This window comes from Longimicrobium sp., assembly GCF_036387355.1.
GTDB lineage: Bacteria > Gemmatimonadota > Gemmatimonadetes > Longimicrobiales > Longimicrobiaceae > Longimicrobium.
This window is the reverse complement of the sequence record NZ_DASVTX010000429.1, coordinates 1-15,496: the sequence shown is the minus strand read 5'-3', so window position 1 is coordinate 15,496 and position 15,496 is coordinate 1. Positions and strand designations below refer to the sequence as shown.

General features: G+C 66.3%; 15 protein-coding genes. 1 reads left to right on the top strand and 14 read right to left on the bottom strand.

Annotation, left to right across the window (positions count from 1 at the left end; genetic code table 11):
- Nucleotides 1–70: 70 nt before the first annotated feature.
- Together VF665_RS18810 and VF665_RS18805 are read right to left on the bottom strand one after the other, a co-directional pair.
- Entirely contained in the window at nt 71–2,074 is a 2,004-nt protein-coding gene (locus tag VF665_RS18810) for a hypothetical protein (protein WP_331054997.1), read from the bottom strand.
- Complete coding sequence (locus tag VF665_RS18805; RefSeq protein ID WP_331054996.1) at nt 2,071–3,294, bottom strand: dienelactone hydrolase family protein; 1,224 nt, start codon at nt 3,292–3,294, stop codon at nt 2,071–2,073. Before VF665_RS18805 ends, VF665_RS18810 begins: the two co-directional genes overlap by 4 nt.
- Nucleotides 3,295–3,781: 487 nt before the next feature.
- Between VF665_RS18805 and VF665_RS18800 the strand changes: the two genes are divergently transcribed.
- Complete coding sequence (locus VF665_RS18800; RefSeq protein WP_331054995.1) at nt 3,782–4,711, top strand: OmpA family protein; 930 nt, start codon at nt 3,782–3,784, stop codon at nt 4,709–4,711.
- 590 nt (nt 4,712–5,301) lie between these two features.
- On the opposite strand, the gene VF665_RS18795 is transcribed toward VF665_RS18800, so the two are convergent.
- The 12 genes from VF665_RS18795 to VF665_RS18745 form a co-directional block, all read right to left on the bottom strand.
- Nucleotides 5,302–5,574, bottom strand: coding sequence for a hypothetical protein (locus VF665_RS18795; protein ID WP_331054994.1), 273 nt, complete (start codon nt 5,572–5,574; stop codon nt 5,302–5,304).
- Between the two features lie 157 nt (nt 5,575–5,731).
- Nucleotides 5,732–6,574, bottom strand: coding sequence for a surface-adhesin E family protein (locus VF665_RS18790; RefSeq protein ID WP_331054993.1), 843 nt, complete (start codon nt 6,572–6,574; stop codon nt 5,732–5,734).
- A 502-nt stretch (nt 6,575–7,076) separates the two neighbouring features.
- Complete coding sequence (locus VF665_RS18785) at nt 7,077–7,352, bottom strand: hypothetical protein (RefSeq protein WP_331054992.1); 276 nt, start codon at nt 7,350–7,352, stop codon at nt 7,077–7,079.
- Nucleotides 7,337–7,525: a DUF6429 family protein gene (locus VF665_RS25950; protein WP_349263153.1), complete on the bottom strand. Its 189-nt coding sequence runs from the start codon at nt 7,523–7,525 to the stop codon at nt 7,337–7,339. Before VF665_RS25950 ends, VF665_RS18785 begins: the two co-directional genes overlap by 16 nt.
- Before the next feature lie 62 nt (nt 7,526–7,587).
- Nucleotides 7,588–7,962: a DUF1294 domain-containing protein gene (locus tag VF665_RS18780; RefSeq protein WP_331054991.1), complete on the bottom strand. Its 375-nt coding sequence runs from the start codon at nt 7,960–7,962 to the stop codon at nt 7,588–7,590.
- 224 nt (nt 7,963–8,186) lie between these two features.
- Nucleotides 8,187–8,735, bottom strand: a complete 549-nt coding sequence (locus tag VF665_RS18775) for an AAA family ATPase (protein WP_331054990.1) — start codon at nt 8,733–8,735, stop codon at nt 8,187–8,189.
- A gap of 400 nt (nt 8,736–9,135) precedes the next feature.
- Complete coding sequence (locus tag VF665_RS18770; protein WP_331054989.1) at nt 9,136–9,438, bottom strand: hypothetical protein; 303 nt, start codon at nt 9,436–9,438, stop codon at nt 9,136–9,138.
- Nucleotides 9,439–9,931: 493 nt separating this feature from the next.
- Nucleotides 9,932–10,273, bottom strand: coding sequence for a VOC family protein (locus VF665_RS18765; protein ID WP_331054988.1), 342 nt, complete (start codon nt 10,271–10,273; stop codon nt 9,932–9,934).
- 173 nt (nt 10,274–10,446) lie between these two features.
- Nucleotides 10,447–10,764: an energy transducer TonB gene (locus VF665_RS18760; RefSeq protein WP_331054987.1), complete on the bottom strand. Its 318-nt coding sequence runs from the start codon at nt 10,762–10,764 to the stop codon at nt 10,447–10,449.
- The gene (locus VF665_RS18755; protein ID WP_331054986.1) at nt 10,751–13,852 is read right to left on the bottom strand and encodes a type I restriction endonuclease subunit R; all 3,102 of its coding nucleotides are present in this window, start codon (nt 13,850–13,852) and stop codon (nt 10,751–10,753) included. The genes VF665_RS18760 and VF665_RS18755 overlap by 14 nt, the downstream gene beginning before the upstream one ends.
- Nucleotides 13,845–15,008: an AAA family ATPase gene (locus VF665_RS18750; protein WP_331054985.1), complete on the bottom strand. Its 1,164-nt coding sequence runs from the start codon at nt 15,006–15,008 to the stop codon at nt 13,845–13,847. Before VF665_RS18750 ends, VF665_RS18755 begins: the two co-directional genes overlap by 8 nt.
- A 1-nt stretch (nt 15,009) precedes the next feature.
- A partial coding sequence (locus tag VF665_RS18745) for a restriction endonuclease subunit S (RefSeq protein WP_331054984.1) occupies nt 15,010–15,496 on the bottom strand: 487 nt, incomplete at its 5' end.

Below are 15,496 nucleotides of genomic sequence, written 5' to 3'. Positions count from 1 at the left end.
GGAAGCACGTTCCCGCATGGATGACCCGTGTGGTTGGTGCGCGGAATACCGCCATGAACGATCCGGCCGCTCAGCACAGCCGGGTCAGCCGGACGATGCGCGCCGTCGGCGCCATCGACAGGAGTTCCAGCGATATCCCGCGGGGCCCGTCCGCCATCAGGTACAGGGCCGCGTGCGCGCCGTCCGCGGCGGCAAGGGTGGACTCGCCGTTCGCGCGGCGGCTGGCGCGGCCGGGAAAGCCCGCGGCAAGCGGGCCGGCCACACGCGCACGATCCGCGTGGTCCCACGAGGTGTAGCGCGGCAGGTCGTGCACCACGCCGGGGTCAATGAGGCCGGCGGTGACGCTCGCGAGCGTCTGCCGGTCGGTCAGGTCGGCGTAGTCGATGCCGAGCACCGAGGTGATGTAGGTGATGACCGCCTGGCGATTGTACCAGTCGATCGGCGCGGAGAGGAGGCGCTGATACAGCGTGGGCCGGCGCCCGTGATCCACCGACGCCTCACCCTCCAGCTCGCGAAGATAGAGGAGCATGCGCGCGTTGGTGCCGTAGCGTCCGTTGGCCTGCCACGGCCCGAACGCCGGCTGTGTGCCCCACATGCCCAGCGAGGCGCCGTGAACTCCGCCGGGCGCGTCGCTGCCCACCGCCGCGTGACGCGCCCGCAGCGGCTGCCCCGACGCGATGCGGCTGGCCGTCTCCTCCGCGAGCGAGGCCAGACCCTCGCCCAGGATGCCGGCGATGCGGCCTCGGCCGCTGGTAAGCAGGTCGGCGTTGTGGGCGTACTCGTGAAGGAACAGCCCCGCCGCCCAGTTCGCGTTCTGGTACTGGGGCGCCGTGAACCAGGTGGCGCTGAGCAGGCTGACCACCATCTCGGAGGCACGCGGACAGGTCGCCTGGCTCGCGACGGTCATGCCCGGCACCGGCCCGTCCACCCCGGTGCCCGCATAGGACTGGAACGGGGCGGGCAGATTGCCGATCAGCAGGTAATAGCGGCCGCCGCCGCCGGCGGGAGGCTGGTACCCGGCGTCAAAGACCGAGCGCATCGCCGGCAGCAGCCACCGGTCCGTCAACGCGACCGCATCGCGCAGCCAGCCGAGCTTCGCCGGGTCCAGGTACGCCGCGGCCAGCGGGTGCCGCAGATCGACCGCGACGGCGACCCGGCCCGAGACGGCGACGACCTGTGCGGGGAAGCTGGGCACCGATTCCGCGGGCTGATAGCAGAGCTGCGGCGTCCCGGAGAACCAGTCCACGAAGCGCACCGTGTCTCCCGCGACCGCCGTCGCATAGCGCGGGTCAAAGGGCACCGGCGCCTGCGAGTAGCTGCCCGCCAGCGCGGCCCGTTCCGGCATCGGCGGCTCCACGGGCGTGCCAGCCACACGTTCGGAGAACGGTGTGAGCGGTCCGTGTGCAGTGGAGGGCGCGAGCGCCGAAGCGGCAGCGTCGCCGGTGCCGAGGAGGCGCACGGAAACCAGCATCCGCTGCGCTTCCACCTCCGCCGCCGGGATCGCCACGTTGGCGGCGCTCAGCACGTAGTCTTCGTCGGCCGCCGGGAGGCGCAGGCACCCCAGGTCGGCCTGCGAGAGGACGCGTGACTCGCCGGGGCGCAGCGATACGCTCGGCGCGATGCGTACGACGGCGCTGACCGGCGCCGATCCATCCGCCGAAACCGTCACCGCGCGCATGTCCGTTTCGCAGGCGCGCAGGGAGGGCACCCGGAACTCGGCGACGCTGTCGGAGCGGACGGCGAACTCCGTCGCTTTCACACCGTCGATCTTGAGCGAGCGCAGGCGGGTGAGGCCGGAACCGCGCACCTGGGCCATCTGCCCGGGACGAAGCGTATCCACCGAGGCCACGACGAGCGGCCCGGCCGGTTCCAGGGACGCGCCGCCATCACAGGCGGCGATCAGCGCGACGAGGAGTGCGGCGAGCAGCGGGGCACGGCGCATGGCGGTCTCCGAGTCCTGGCGCGGGGGATGGTGGACGGTGGCGCGTCGGTGGGAAGCCGCCAGGCGACGAAGGCCAATACTGCGTTCACGGCCGGGGCCGACCGCCATCTTCAGTTTCATCGAACCCTTCACTTACCCGCGGGTGCGTCCAGGCCGATCCTCTCGTGCAGCCACCGTTGCCGGTCGATCACGGCCTGCTGCGTGAGGTTGTGTCCCGCATCGTACCAGCGGACGTCCCTGGGCTCCGGCGCGGCCGCGTGCAGTTCCGCCGCGTCGGCAGAGGGGATGTACTCGTCCCACCTCCCGTTCTGCAGCAGCAGCGGCGCGTTTGCGTGCCCGATGAACCGAATCGGCTCGATGGGCGCCATCGCGCGGATCCACGCAACGCGTCTGGCGCACGAGAAACCGGCGATCAGCTTGTATCCTTCCGGACCGGTGGCGTGCGAGACCTGACCGCCATGTCCCACGACGAGCGCCGCCGCCTTCAAACGCCGCTCGATGCCGACGAACAGCGCACCCGTGGCGCCGCCCCAGCTGAAGCCCACAAAAGCAATGCGGTCACTGTCGACCGTGTGACGTGAGCGCAATACGTCCACGGCGCGCTGCAGATCCTTGACCACCTGGATCTGCTCGGCCCGGTCCTGCTCGGTGATGGTCAGAAAGGGCGGCGTGACGCGGTGATTCCATGGCGCATCGATCGCAATGACCACGGCACCGTATTGTGCGTAGCTCTGGCCGATGAACGCCATGTCCCTCCCCCGGCCGGGAAGGCCGTGCATCACCACCACGCCGGGACGCAGGCCCGGGCGGGTGACCGGGTCCCACATCATTCCGGTTACCAGGCCGCCGCCCGCATGGCTGAAGGAAATGCTGCTGACTTCCACGCCGTTGAGCGTGGATTCCACGGTCTTCTGCAGATTCAGCGACGCGGACGCATCGTAGGCGAACAGGGCCCGGTCCGCCGCGGTCGCCGCCCCGCCGAAATCGGGACGGGCGCCGGAGCAGGAGTCGGCGTGCACGCGAACCCTGACGGAGTCGCGCACCTCCGGGCGGTCGGGAAGCGTGGCGACCACATAGGTGGCGCCTGCTGCCACGGCGCTGACCGCGCCGCTGGCATTGACCGTCGCGACGCTCTGATCGCGGGAAACGTACTGCACCGGCACGTGCTGGATCGCCCCGTTCGCGCTGCGCACCGTCGCGATCAGCGGAGACGATTGGTACACGCCCACCACGACGCTGTCCGGCGAGAGTGTGAGCTGCATGCCCCCGTTGGAATCCACCGGATTCCCGTCGCACGCGAGCAATGCAACCGACCCCAGCGTTGCCGCGACAATGGTCTTGAAGGATCGCATGGACGCTCTCCCAGCAGGCGGGTTGGACTGCGCATCAGGAGCAGCGCGGATTTCGATCAGCGTGGAGCAGCCGGACGCCACGGCCAGCCTGCGCGGCTCGCACGCCATCCCCCGTCCAAAACGGAGGCAGTGCGGATGATGAGCGCCGCCGCCCAGCGCGCGCGCACGGGGTCGCGGCGGTGCGGAAGCGCCCGGGCGCGGCGCAGGGCGGCTCCCGGGGATCGCCGGGGGGACGGCGGACCCGTGCAGCGGAACGCGCCAGCCTGCTCGATTCTTACATCCGCGCATGAACACTGCCGCGCGGCACCGAGGCGCCAAGTCCACGGTCCACGGTCCACGATCAGCATCAGAGGAAGCAGCGGCGGTGCAGCCGTGGTGGGGGTGAAAACAGGACTCTTGATGATCGGGGGTTGCCAAACCATTGTTCCCGGTGCCCCGAAGCCGCCCCGCAGAACTCCTTCTCTTGAACCCCTGATGGAACTCGCCTATGCAAACCAGACACATCATCCCTGCCACACTCGTGCTGTCGCTCCTCGCGGTGCATCCCGCGGTGGCCCAGGGCGGCGGGTTCGGCACGGCGGGCGAAGTGCCGTTCGCGCTGCAGGGCCGCGTCTACTTCATCCCCGAAGAAAGCGATCGGCTGCCTGACTTTTCCAGGCTGCGTCCGCAGGGCACCATCTCCACCATGGTGCTCAACATTCAGCCGCAGAGCTTTACGGCGGGCTTTCCGGGCGTGACCAACCGGTTCGAGTGGTTTGCCATCGACTACCGTGGACGCATCATGCTGCCGCAGGCCGGCACGTACCACTTCAGGCTGACCTCCGATGACGGTTCCAGGCTGCACATTGACGGGCGCCAGGTGATCGACAACGACGGCATCCACGGCGTAGAGGCGAAGGAGGCCGAAGTCGCGCTTTCGGCGGGGATCCACGAGGTGCGCGTGCAGTACTTTCAGGGCCCGCGCGAAGACGTGGCGCTGATGCTGGAGTGGGGCACCACTCCCGACAACCTGCGGCCCCTGGACTTCGGCGCGCTGGCGCCGGCCGCCTACCGCCGCGAGGGCAACCGCCTGCGCGCGGAGATGTCCGGCGGCGTGCTGTTCGCCACCAACAGTGCGGATTTGCAGCCGCAGGCGGTGGCCCTGCTCGCGGAGATCAAGCGGACGATGATCGATCCGCATCCAGCGGCCCGCATCACCGTGGAGGGCCACACGGACGACGTGGGCTCCGACACCGATAACCAGAGCCTTTCCGAGCGGCGCGCGCGCTCCGTGGTGGCCTGGCTCACGAGCAACGGCGTTCCCGCGGCGCGCGTCCAGGCCACCGGCCACGGCGAAGCCCATCCCAAGGTGCCCAACAACAGCGACCGCAACCGTGCCCAGAACCGCCGCATCGAGATCACCGTCACCCTGCCCTGACGGCGGAGATGATCGCCGCGGGCCGGCGCTCGCGGCCTACTGATCCCCCGGACGGAACGCATGCAAACCGGCCCCGCGGCATGCCGCGGGGCCGGTTTGCATGAACCGTTGGACGCCTGATGCCGCTCACCTTCCGACGGCGCTGTCACGCCTCGGTGCAGCTGAAGATCCTGCGGCAGCGGCACACGCCCGCGGGCGCGACTTTCCGCCAGATCGAACCATCAACTCCCTGCGGCTGCCTCGATGGGTGCCCGCGGCCGGACGGCACAAGGCGGCACGGGTGCGCGGCCGGCGCGCGGTGCCCGCGGAACAGCTCAGCGGGCCGGCGGCGGAGCGTAGAATCCGGCCTCGGAGTTCATCGCCGGTATGGCGGCGGCGCGAACCGCCGCTGGAATCCCGTGGGCGCGCTGGCACCCAGCGGCACCACCACCCGCGCCGGTACGCCGACCGAGCTCAGGCCCGCCGCCAGCACGTCGGCGTACCTCCACGCAGCGGAAGCGCTAGCCCGCTCTTGCCTCAGCCAGGACGGACAAGGGGTCGGGCCTCTGGGGCTCCGCTCCGGGACGGAAACTTGACCACGGGGTCGCGGCCTACGCGGTAACGCCGAAAACGGTGATGAGCAGAAGAAGAAGGCCGATCATCAGATACGCCCCGTTGAGCAGAATGCCGGCCCACGCCGGAGGCCTCGGCGCGCCCGCCGCCAAGCTTCGCTTCCCCGCCACGATCCCGTACACGCAGCCGAGCGGGAGCAGGATCCAGAGAAGCGAGAAAGCCTCGAACACCCTCGTGGCGGCTGCGTTCCGATGATCCTGCACTCCCAGCATGATCAGCGGAACGTAGCTGATCACGTGCAGCGCGATCAAACCCGCCCCGATCCGCAGGGAGCGGTACGGGTGGGACGCTCGCCGTTGCGCGGGTGCTGCCGGGCTGGGTGCGGTCACGGTTCGCGTGTCGTGGGTGAGGTGGGACGTCGCCTATGCACTCCGCATCCCGTGCCGGCGGCGGCATCGCTGACCGTGGCTACGGATGCGAGCACGCCTGCCGAACGAGGAGTTCCGACACCGTGCCCGGCGCCGCGGCCGTGGATCTGTCGCTGGACGACTCGAAATCCAGGTGGCGCACGACCTGCCGGTCCAGGCGATAGTCCACGCTGAGGAGCCGAAAGCTCTCGTCCGCGCACCGAAACTCGGCACGCATGAGGGAGGAGTCGTACGTGACTCCGCTGGGCGCCCTCTGCGGTTCGAGATAATCCATCCGGTACCAGCCGGTCAGGGTGCGCGGCCCGGTGCGGCGAAGCGAGACCGTGTCGAGCGTCGTGCGGCTGTTGCGCCCGAAGTTGACGCGCTTCCAGCGGGCATCGAGGGCCGGGTACTCGCCGTCCAGCCTGCGCGTGTGCTCGGCCGTCCAGCCGGGGCCCCGGTACCGCACCATCACCGCGGGGGCCAGTTCGTCGTCCCCGGCGAACCGCCACGCGCGTACCTCGCCGCCCGCGCGTTTCCACTCCACGGAATTCCACTCCGCGGGCGATCCCGCTCCGTAGATGGCCCGGAGCGAATCGCGAACCGCCTCCAGCGTTTCCGGCAGTGCAGCAGGGTCGCGGTAGCGCATGTCCGTGACCTCCACGAGCCCTGCGGTAGGCGACATCGTCACGGCCACCGTATCCGCGCCGTGCGCGAAGTACAGGTCGCCGATGGAGTCCTGGGTAACGAACTGCAGCCCGGCGGCCGTGGCGCGCTGCCGGACCGAGGTCGCGGAGGCGCCCCACGGAATTCCCGCAAACACGGGAGCGGACTGGCCGGAGATTTCGGGTGCGAAGGCCAGCAGGGCGACGGCCGCCATGGCACAGGCGCGATTCGGTGACATGTCGAGCTTTCCTGGTGAGAAAGTACGTGCGGCGCAACCGAGGGTCGGATTCGGGGGCTACCGAGGAGTTTGCCCGATGCAATCAAACGTGCGGAACCCTGCCCCGCAACGTCGCTCGGGCGGCGACGACCCCGCGATCATCCAGCGAGCTGCGCGCAGCTTGCAGGGCGGCGGCGCGCGCGGCCGTGGCGTGAGCGGTGCGCTGTTTCACGCGTGCTCAAGGCCGGTCACTTCGACGGGAATGACGGCGGTCTTACGCGCGCTGGGCGCAGAAAACAGGCGAGCCGCCGCGAGGGGCAGAGTTGGCCCGGCGCTGCTTTGTTAGGCCCGGGACGATGACCGGAATGGTGCCAGGCCAGGAAGCGGTGGGACTGGCGAAGCGGGTTCCGCATCCGAAGCACGGAAGCTTGAGCGAAGTGCACCTGGCCGAAACGGCCGCGTCCTGCCGACGCGGAGAGTTGGCGCGCGTTTGCCCGTTGCAGGCTGTGAGGTGACTTCCCAGTTACGCGGAGGCACGCAGCTTCGCTCTCGCCGCGCGGGCGACGGCCGCGGCGAGCAGGCCTACCGCGGCCGCGACCGTGCCGGCGACGAGTTGGGCGATGGGCCACATCGATGCCCCACCGCCTTGGGACGGAACGAGATACTCGTTGAACAGCAGCCAGGCCAGCATCCCAAGCCAGGGGACGGCGGCGCCCCAGGCGACCGAGCGGCGCCCTGGGATGATCCAGCCGCAGACCACCCCCGCGAGGGCGGACAGCACAATCAGGATTGACCACATGCATCACCTCCGGGAGAGATCACCTGCGGCGGCTCGAGATGCCGCTCGTACATTCCTCTGCTCCGCGCCAATCCTTTTTCTGTGAGCACCACGGACCTGGCTCTCCCGCGCGGGTCAAAGATCAACCCTTGCTCATGAAGAAGCGCCAGCAAGTCCAGGAGTACCCGTTCCACGCACGGTTCTCACCATGCAGAGTGGATTGCATGCGCCGCTTCGCGTCCTCCCGCGAGCGGCGTCAGGCTGCGCGCCCCGCGGCGAGCAGCCAACCGAGCAGCGCGCAGTTGATCGCCACAGTCGCCCAGAATACGAACTGGAACTTCGCTTTCCGCGTCTTGTGCCGAAAGCGCTCCTGAGCGAGAAGTCCTCCAGGCCAGCCGCCGAGCAGGCCGATCAGGTGAAGCGTCCGCTCTCTCGTACGCCTTCTGCCCGCCTGGGCCGCGTTCTTGTCATGGCGGTAGAGCAGAAAGGCGACGCAGCTCAGTGCGGCGTAACCGATCACGGCCGCCGGCGCGATCAGCGCTCCCGCCCAGCCGGCGACCAGGGCGCCGAGAGCCACGGCGGCAGCCGCTGTTCGCCATCCCACCCGACCGGACTGCCTGTTGTTCGCCATCGAAACTGTAGCCAAAGTCAGTGAGAAGTCGCCTGACGACGTAAGGGGCAGGGGATGAGGAGCCGGAGCGCCAGACTCTCGTCCGCCGAAGCATGCAAGGCCCCGCATTCCCAGCCGCGGATTGCTGCGCCGGGAGTCATGGGTGCGCCCCAGCCTGCACCATGGCTCCGCACACTTGGGAAGGTTGAACCCGTGGGCTCGGTTTCCTCGCCTGCAACCGATGGTCAGGCTGGCGCGCTCCTGGCGAGAAACTCGGCAATCCTTTCAGCGGCCTCCTCGGCTGACATATGCGTTGTGTCAACGACGTGATCCGGCTTTGGCATGACCGGGTGGTCGAAGCGGCCCTGCGCGGCAGCAATCTCATACGTTTTGACGTCTCGCAGCTTGGCGTACTTCGCGCGATCCGGCTGCGTCAGGCGCCGGTGGTGTTCATCCGGCGCACATGTCAGTTCGACGAAGCTGACCAGGCCACCGGTACCCTTGATCCGTTCCTGGAGCTCCGGGATGAATGAGTCCCGGACGGTGCTTTCCGGGCCGAACGTGAAGATCACGCCGGACAGATCGGAGCGAGCGGCACGTACAAGCGAGGAAAGCCAGACCTCCTCGCGAAGATCGATGAACTCCGGGCTGCCGAACTTGAACAGCGACAGCGCAAGATCAAAGGCGAGGTGGTTGTGGAACAGCCGGAAGCCGGTACGCTCGGCGAGGTGCCGGCCGATCGTGAGCTTTCCGACGCCGGGCCGGCCAAAGAGCACTACGAGTCGAAAGGACATTGGAGACCACGTGGATCGTTGGACGGCTTGAGGACCCAGGGTCATGGGTGCGGGGCGCGCCCAAGCCGGAAGACGAACTGGCGATGGATCTGCCCGTCGCGCAATCGGTGCAGGGGTTCGGCCGCAACTTGCGCGAGGCGCTGGATGACGCGATCGAGTGGGCGCGGGGGTGGGACCGATTGCGTGAAGAATGCACGGCAGGCGCAGGAACGCATGCGGGCTGCCGCGATGCTTGCTCCTCGGCTGACTACCAGGTTCAGCCGCGTCGGGCTGAGCAAGACCGCGACTGGCACAGTAGCTCCGGCCCAACGTGTGCTGCAACGTTTGTTCGGCGGCGGGTACAGGGCAATGGAGTTGCGAGTGCAGTTTCTCTCGCGGGGGAGGTCGCGGTGCTGGGTCTCTACATCGACAGCAGAACGATCGCGAAAACAAGGAGCCACATCGCCAACTCGATCCGAGCACGAGCCCTGAACGCCAGGTAGGCCCTCAGCAGGAAGAACACCTCGACAGCTCCCAGCAAGGCGAGTTTCCACGTCTCAGGAAGCGTTGGGATCGGAAACAGCACGCCCACCACCATGGCGGCTCCGAGCAACAGGGCGAGCGTCACCGTCAGCCGCAGTGCCCAGATGTCTACCGCAGATGGCACGAGGCGCTCGGGCGCCGTCTGCTTCAGGGCTCTACGCGCCCGCGCTTTGCGGCCCATGTTATTTCCATCGAGGGACACCGACGAGGGCGCGCACGCGAGCCGCTGGTTGGAGGTTCGCGACCCGAACGACGAGCTGAGTGCCTCACCGTGAACCGGAAGGGTACACGAGAGGTCATGCGGCGGCTCGCAGCCTGAGACGGATCAGGATGAAACACAAGGCAACCGCGGGAAGAATCACCTGCGGCTGCCGCGTTGCTTGCCCAGCGCCTGAAGCTATTGAGAGCACGCCACCCCTGCTGTGAATCGGCGGTTGCGAGCCCAGCGTTCCCCGCAGCAGGAGGCGCGTGGCGCGCGTGGTCGTCTGCGACCGGCGCGACACGCCCCAGCGGAGGGCGACCACACGGACTCTGCCCAGCTGTCGGAGCTGCTCCGCACGGCCCAGCTGCGGGCGGTCTACCACGGTGCGCCGATCGGCAGGTGCTCACGGATCTCGCGCGCAGCTACGCGGCTGCAGCGCCTGGTTCGGCGCTCTGCACCCGCGGCCGGCGGGTTAGCGCGGGTCCACCTGCATGGCCGCCAGTTCGTTGCCGCCCGGGTCGCGGAAGTGGAACCGCCGGCCGCCCGGGAAGCCGAAGATCGGCTTGGTGACGGCCGCCCCGGCCGCGGTGACCGCCGCGAGCGTCGCCTCCAGGTCCGTCACCGCGATCACGGGCAGGGGGGCCTGGGTCGCCTCCTGCGGGTCAGCCTGAAGGCCGATGTCCACGTCCCCGGTGAGAGTGCAGGCGTAGGTCGGCCCGAACGAGGTCATGGCGAAGCCGAACGCCGCCTCGAAGAACGCCCGGCTCGCCGCCAGGTCGCGGGCGGGCAGCTCAATGAAGTTGGGCCTGGACATGCTCGTTCCCTTGGTTGATTACCTGTTGCCGACGCCGCCGAACGCCCAAAGCTCAGGGGTGCGGGGCGGGCGCGCAAGCCTGGTCGCGTTGAAAGCTGCCCGGCTCCGCATCCCCTCCAGCCGATGGTCAGGTCGCGGGCTGTGCGGAAAAGTAGCCGGGCGGCACGTGGGGGCTAGTTCGGCGGGGATGGGCTCGTTGCCTGCCGGCGCAGGCGACGCCGCCGCGCGGCCTCGGTCTCCGGCGGAAAGCGGAACGTGAGCGGCGCCTGCACCCACATGGCGAGGGGAGCGCCTTCAACGTCGCCCGGCGCGAAGCGGTACGCGGACGCGACGTCCAGCGCGGCGGAATCGACCGCCGGAACGCCCGACGACCGCGCGACCGAGGCGGCGATCGCATTGCCGTCCACGTTGGCGATCAGCCTCACGTAAACCGTGAACTCTCGGCCGAACAGCAGGGTGTCACATTCAGTGCTCAGCCTAGATCTGCCCACCTACGCCTTTGAACTTCTCCACAAAAGCCGCAATCTTTTGGAACACGCTCTGCTTCTTAGTCAGGTATTGCGGATTTAACGGGCTCATCCTGGGCAGGATGGAATTGAGTTCGGTGCCGTTTTCGCTGGCAAATTCCCGCTTGAGCGAGCTAGCGATATAGCGCCGCGCCGCCTCGGCATTCAGGCCTTCGGCTTCGATCAACTCCTGCGCCTCGCGCTTTTGTTCCGCCTGCGCGAAGGTGAAGAAGGCCTCGATCACGCTGGCCTTGTCGCCAAGCCGGTCCAGGTCGGTCTGGTTGATGAACTCCACCAGCAGGCTTTCCTTGGCGCGGTTGCCCAGGCTGGCACGAATCACCCTGCGGACGTCCTCGATCAGCGCGACCTTGTCCTTGACCTTCTTGTTCTTCTCGAAGATCAGTTCCAGGATATAGTCCAGGTTGATCTCCTGCGATTTCAGCAGGTCCACCTCGAACACCACGTCGTCCCAATCGAGCGTGGACTGTTCTTGCTCAGTGGCGGCCTTTTCCTTGCGCAGCCAGTCGCGGATGTCGTTGTAGGTCGAGCGGTAGTCCTGGAGCTTGCGGTCGGCCGGCAGCTTGATCGACTGCAGCGCCGCCAGGTCGGCGTCGCTCAGGTAGTGGCGGGCCTTGAACGCCTCCACCGCTGCAGGGTCGTCCATGTGCACGCCCTGCAACGCCTTCAGGCTGGCGAACTCATCATAGTTCTGCAGCACATTCTCCACGCGCAGGTACTCGCCGAACAGCTTCACGAACGCCTTCTTGTCGGCTTCCTTTTCGATCGCGGCCGGGTCGGGGAACTGCTGCTCCAGTTCCCGCACTACCTCCACGAATCCACGCCGTGCCTCACCGGTGAGCACGTCGGTGAAGCCTTCCATGTACTCCAGGTAGCTCTTCTCCAGCACCACGTTTCGGGTGTTCTTGTCACCGAACAAGGTAATGGCGCCGATGGTCGCCTGTTCCAGGTCGCGGAAGGTGACGATGTTGCCGAAGGTCTTGGTGGCGTCAAATATGCGGTTGGTGCGCGAATACGCCTGGATCAGCCCGTGGTAGCGCAGGTTCTTGTCCACGAACAGCGTGTTGAGCGTGGGCGCATCGAAGCCGGTCAGGAACATGCCCACGACGATGAGCAGGTCGATCTCCGTGGCCTTCACCTGCTTGGCCAGGTCCCGGTAGTAGTTCTGAAACCCGTTGTTGTCGACACTGAAGTTGGTCTTGAACCGCGCGTTGTAATCGGCGATGGCCGCGCTCAGGAACTCCTTGGCGCTGCTGTTCATGGCCGAGACCTCGAAGCTCTCGTCCTGGATCTCGCCGATGGCGTCCTGCTCCTCGTTCGCGGCAAACGAGAAGATGGTGGCCACCCGCAGGGGCTTGGGGCTGTCCTCCTGCAGTGTCCTGAACGCCTCGTAATACAGCTTGGCCGCGTCCACGCTGCTGACCGCGAACATGGCGTTGAAGCCCTTCGCGCCGGGCTGCAGACGGTGGGTCTTCTGGCGGAAGCTGTTCAGGATGTACTGGCTGATCTCACGAATGCGGTCGGGGTGCAGCAGGGCCTGCTTGTTCTCGGCGGCGCTGAGCTTCTGTTCGTCCTGCTCGGTTTCGATGGCTTTGAATTGCGGGCGCACATCGTTGTAGTCCACCTTGAACTTCAGCACCTTCTCGTCGCGGATGGCGTCGGTGATCACGTACGAATGCAACTCGCGGCCGAACACGCTGGCGGTGGTCTCCGCGCCCAGTGCGTTCTGCGGGAAGATCGGCGTGCCGGTGAAGCCGAACTGGTAGTACTTCCTGAATTTCTTGGTCAGGTTCTTCTGCGCCTCGCCGAACTGGCTGCGGTGGCACTCGTCGAAGATGAACACGACCTGCTTGCCGTAGATGGGCAGGTCGCCTTCGCTCTTCATCAGGTTGTTGAGCTTCTGGATGGTGGTGACGACGATCTTGTTGTCGTCCTTCTCCAGGTTGCGCCTGAGGCCGGCGGTGCTGTCCGAACCGTTCACGCTGTCCAGCGAGAAACGCTGGTATTCCCTCATGGTCTGGTAGTCCAGATCTTTCCGGTCCACCACGAAGAACACCTTGTCGATAAAATCCAGCTCGGTGGCCAGGCGCGCCGCCTTGAAGCTGGTCAGGGTCTTACCGCTGCCCGTGGTATGCCAGATGTAGCCGCCGCCTTCCGGCTGGCTCCACTGCTTGCCCGCATGGGCGCTCCGGATCTTCCACAGGATGCGCTCGGTGGCGGCGATCTGGTACGGCCGCATCACCAGCAGCGTGTCACTGACGTCGAACACCGAGTAGTGCAGCAGGACGCTGAGCAGCGTGTGCTTCTCGAAGAACGTCGCGGTGAAGTCCTTCAGGTCCTTGATCAGGCTGTTGTCCGACTTCGCCCAGTTCATGGTGAAGTCAAAGCTGTTCTTGTCGCGCTTCGTGGTGTTGGCGAAGTAGCGCGTGTCGGTGCCGTTGGAGATCACGAACAGCTGCAGGTACCTGAACAGCGAGTGCTCGCTGTTGAAGCTCTCCTTGCTGTAGCGGTGCACCTGGTTGAACGCCTCGCGGATCGCCACGCCCCGCTTCTTCAGCTCCACCTGCACCAGCGGCAGGCCGTTGACCAGCACCGTCACGTCGTAGCGGTTGGCGTGGCGGCCGTTCTGCTCGAATTGCTTGATCACCTGCAGCTTGTTGCGGGCGAGGAGCTTCTTGTCCACCAGATAGATGTTCTGGATGCGCCCGTCGTCGAACACGAAGTCGTGGATGTAATCGTCGTGCAGCTTGCGGGTCTTCTCGACGATGCCGTCGCTGGGCCTGTCCAAGTAGGTTTCGACGAAGCGCAGCCACTCGCCGTCGGAGAACTGAACCGCGTTGAGCGCCTGCAGCTGTACGCGCGCATTGGCCAGCAGCGCCTGGGGCGTGTTCAGCCCGGGCAGGAACTCATAACCCTGGGCGACCAGGTCCTGGATAAACTCGTGCTCCAGCGCGTCCTCGCTCTGGTAGCCCTCCGCGACCGTCCACGCGCGGGTGTACCTGTCCAGGACGATGAAATGGTTCGATTCGGCGATGGGCGTGAGGTAATCAGCCATGGGAACCGTCCTGGTGCTGTGCGTAGCCGTAGGTTTGGGTCAGATGATCGAGCAGTAGCCTCACCGTCTGCTTTTCCGGCGGCGTAGGCTCAGCGATCGACTCGACGGCGAGCGTGCTGTGGCTGGTGTACTGGATGATGCGATTGAGATACGCCCCCCGGTCCCCAGGCAATAGATCCGACCACTGCTGATAACCGAGGAAGCTCGCGGTTTTCTCGTACAGGTTGCGCAGCAGGGTGAAGTGATAGCGCTGTACCTCATCGGCGGCGATCGCGCGCTCGAGCGCCTTCTTCAAATGCAGGTGGTACGAGAAGCTCCGGTTGGAGTCGCCGTATTTGGTGTTGAGGTCAAACGTGCCGTCCTCCAGGCGCTCCAGCAGGTAACAACCTTCCTTCTTGCCGCTGGCCTTCAGGCCAAGCTCGTTGTGGAGCACGTTATAAAACAACGGGCTGTGCGTGGTGATGACGAACCTGAGCTCGGAGGCGCTGCTCTTGATCAGCCCCGCGAGGTTCACGGCCAGCTCGATCAGATGGTTGTCGTCCAGCGAGCTGACCGGGTCGTCGATGAAGACGTATTCCAGCTGATCGAACTCTCGGGTTTCGCGATCGTCGGGTTCGGCGACGTTGAGGGTGCCGATCGCCTGGTCCAGCAGCGTATAGAAGACGCTCCAGATAAAGCAGCTCTCTTCACCTTTGGAGAGCTTGAGTCTGCCGGAGCTTTCGTCGTCGCCGTGTTCGAGGGAAAACGTGACCTCGGCGAAGTCCTCGCTGAAATGGGGCGTCAGCTTGTCGCTAACATAGTGCTGGAAGTAGCTGACGATGTTACCGTCCTGCCCGAGGTCCCGCAGAAGCGTGAGCAGCCAGTCGGTGAACGAGTTTGGCTGGATCTTGAATCTCGGCTCCGCATCCAGCGTCAGGTCGTTGTCCCAGTAGAACAGGTCTTCGGTGAAGGCGTTGTAGTACAGGATCTTGCTGCGCGACGGCTCGGACGGCTCCGGCTCGTCACCGCCGTGTCCGGCATTGGCCTTCGGCGCGATCAGCCGCTTGAACTCCCGGGAAAGACGCGTCTTGCCCGAGCCGTTGAAGGCGTAGATTAGCTGCACCTTCTTGTTCGCGTCGTTCAGCTGCTGGGCGATCTCGGTCAGGGTCTTGCCCATATCAGCCCGCCAATCCTTCCGGCTTCGGGAAGCTCAGCAGTAGATCTCGATAGTAGGCGTACTGCGTCTGGCGCAGCGCGATCTCGTGCGGCAGGCCCTCGCTGAGGGAGGTGGTCAGCGCGTCGAACTTGTCGAGGATGGCGACGATGCGGCCTTGTTCGGCAAGCGATTTTCGAGCGTCGTCCGGGTACGGGATGGGCACGCGAACCTTGGCCATCCCGTCGATCAGCAACCTCTTCACCTTGCCTCGGGATACGTGCTTAGCCTTCTCGCCGATGAAAGTCGCCGTCTGCATCGCGTAGGAGATAAATTTGGGGTTCATCGAGTGGCGGAATGCGTAGCTGTCGTCGTGGATGGCCACATCGCCCTCTCCAAGCCAAGCGACGGCCTTCCCAACGTCCTCGACCGTTTCCCCAACGCCGGCGATCACGATGTCGCCAGGTTTCGCAAAACGCAACGAGCCCACTAACTCTCGCCGGACCGTTGAG

Coding starts and splice junctions, on each gene's coding strand:
- VF665_RS18750 (WP_331054985.1), bottom strand. CDS start 15,008: ATGGGCAAGACCCTGACCGAGATCGCCCAGCAGCTGAACGACGCGAAC.
- VF665_RS18765 (WP_331054988.1), bottom strand. CDS start 10,273: ATGTCCAGGCCCAACTTCATTGAGCTGCCCGCCCGCGACCTGGCGGCG.
- VF665_RS18785 (WP_331054992.1), bottom strand. CDS start 7,352: ATGTGGTCAATCCTGATTGTGCTGTCCGCCCTCGCGGGGGTGGTCTGC.
- VF665_RS18780 (WP_331054991.1), bottom strand. CDS start 7,962: ATGGCGAACAACAGGCAGTCCGGTCGGGTGGGATGGCGAACAGCGGCT.
- VF665_RS18770 (WP_331054989.1), bottom strand. CDS start 9,438: ATGGGCCGCAAAGCGCGGGCGCGTAGAGCCCTGAAGCAGACGGCGCCC.
- VF665_RS18800 (WP_331054995.1), top strand. CDS start 3,782: ATGCAAACCAGACACATCATCCCTGCCACACTCGTGCTGTCGCTCCTC.
- VF665_RS18755 (WP_331054986.1), bottom strand. CDS start 13,852: ATGGCTGATTACCTCACGCCCATCGCCGAATCGAACCATTTCATCGTC.
- VF665_RS18805 (WP_331054996.1), bottom strand. CDS start 3,294: ATGCGATCCTTCAAGACCATTGTCGCGGCAACGCTGGGGTCGGTTGCA.
- VF665_RS18790 (WP_331054993.1), bottom strand. CDS start 6,574: ATGTCACCGAATCGCGCCTGTGCCATGGCGGCCGTCGCCCTGCTGGCC.
- VF665_RS18775 (WP_331054990.1), bottom strand. CDS start 8,735: ATGTCCTTTCGACTCGTAGTGCTCTTTGGCCGGCCCGGCGTCGGAAAG.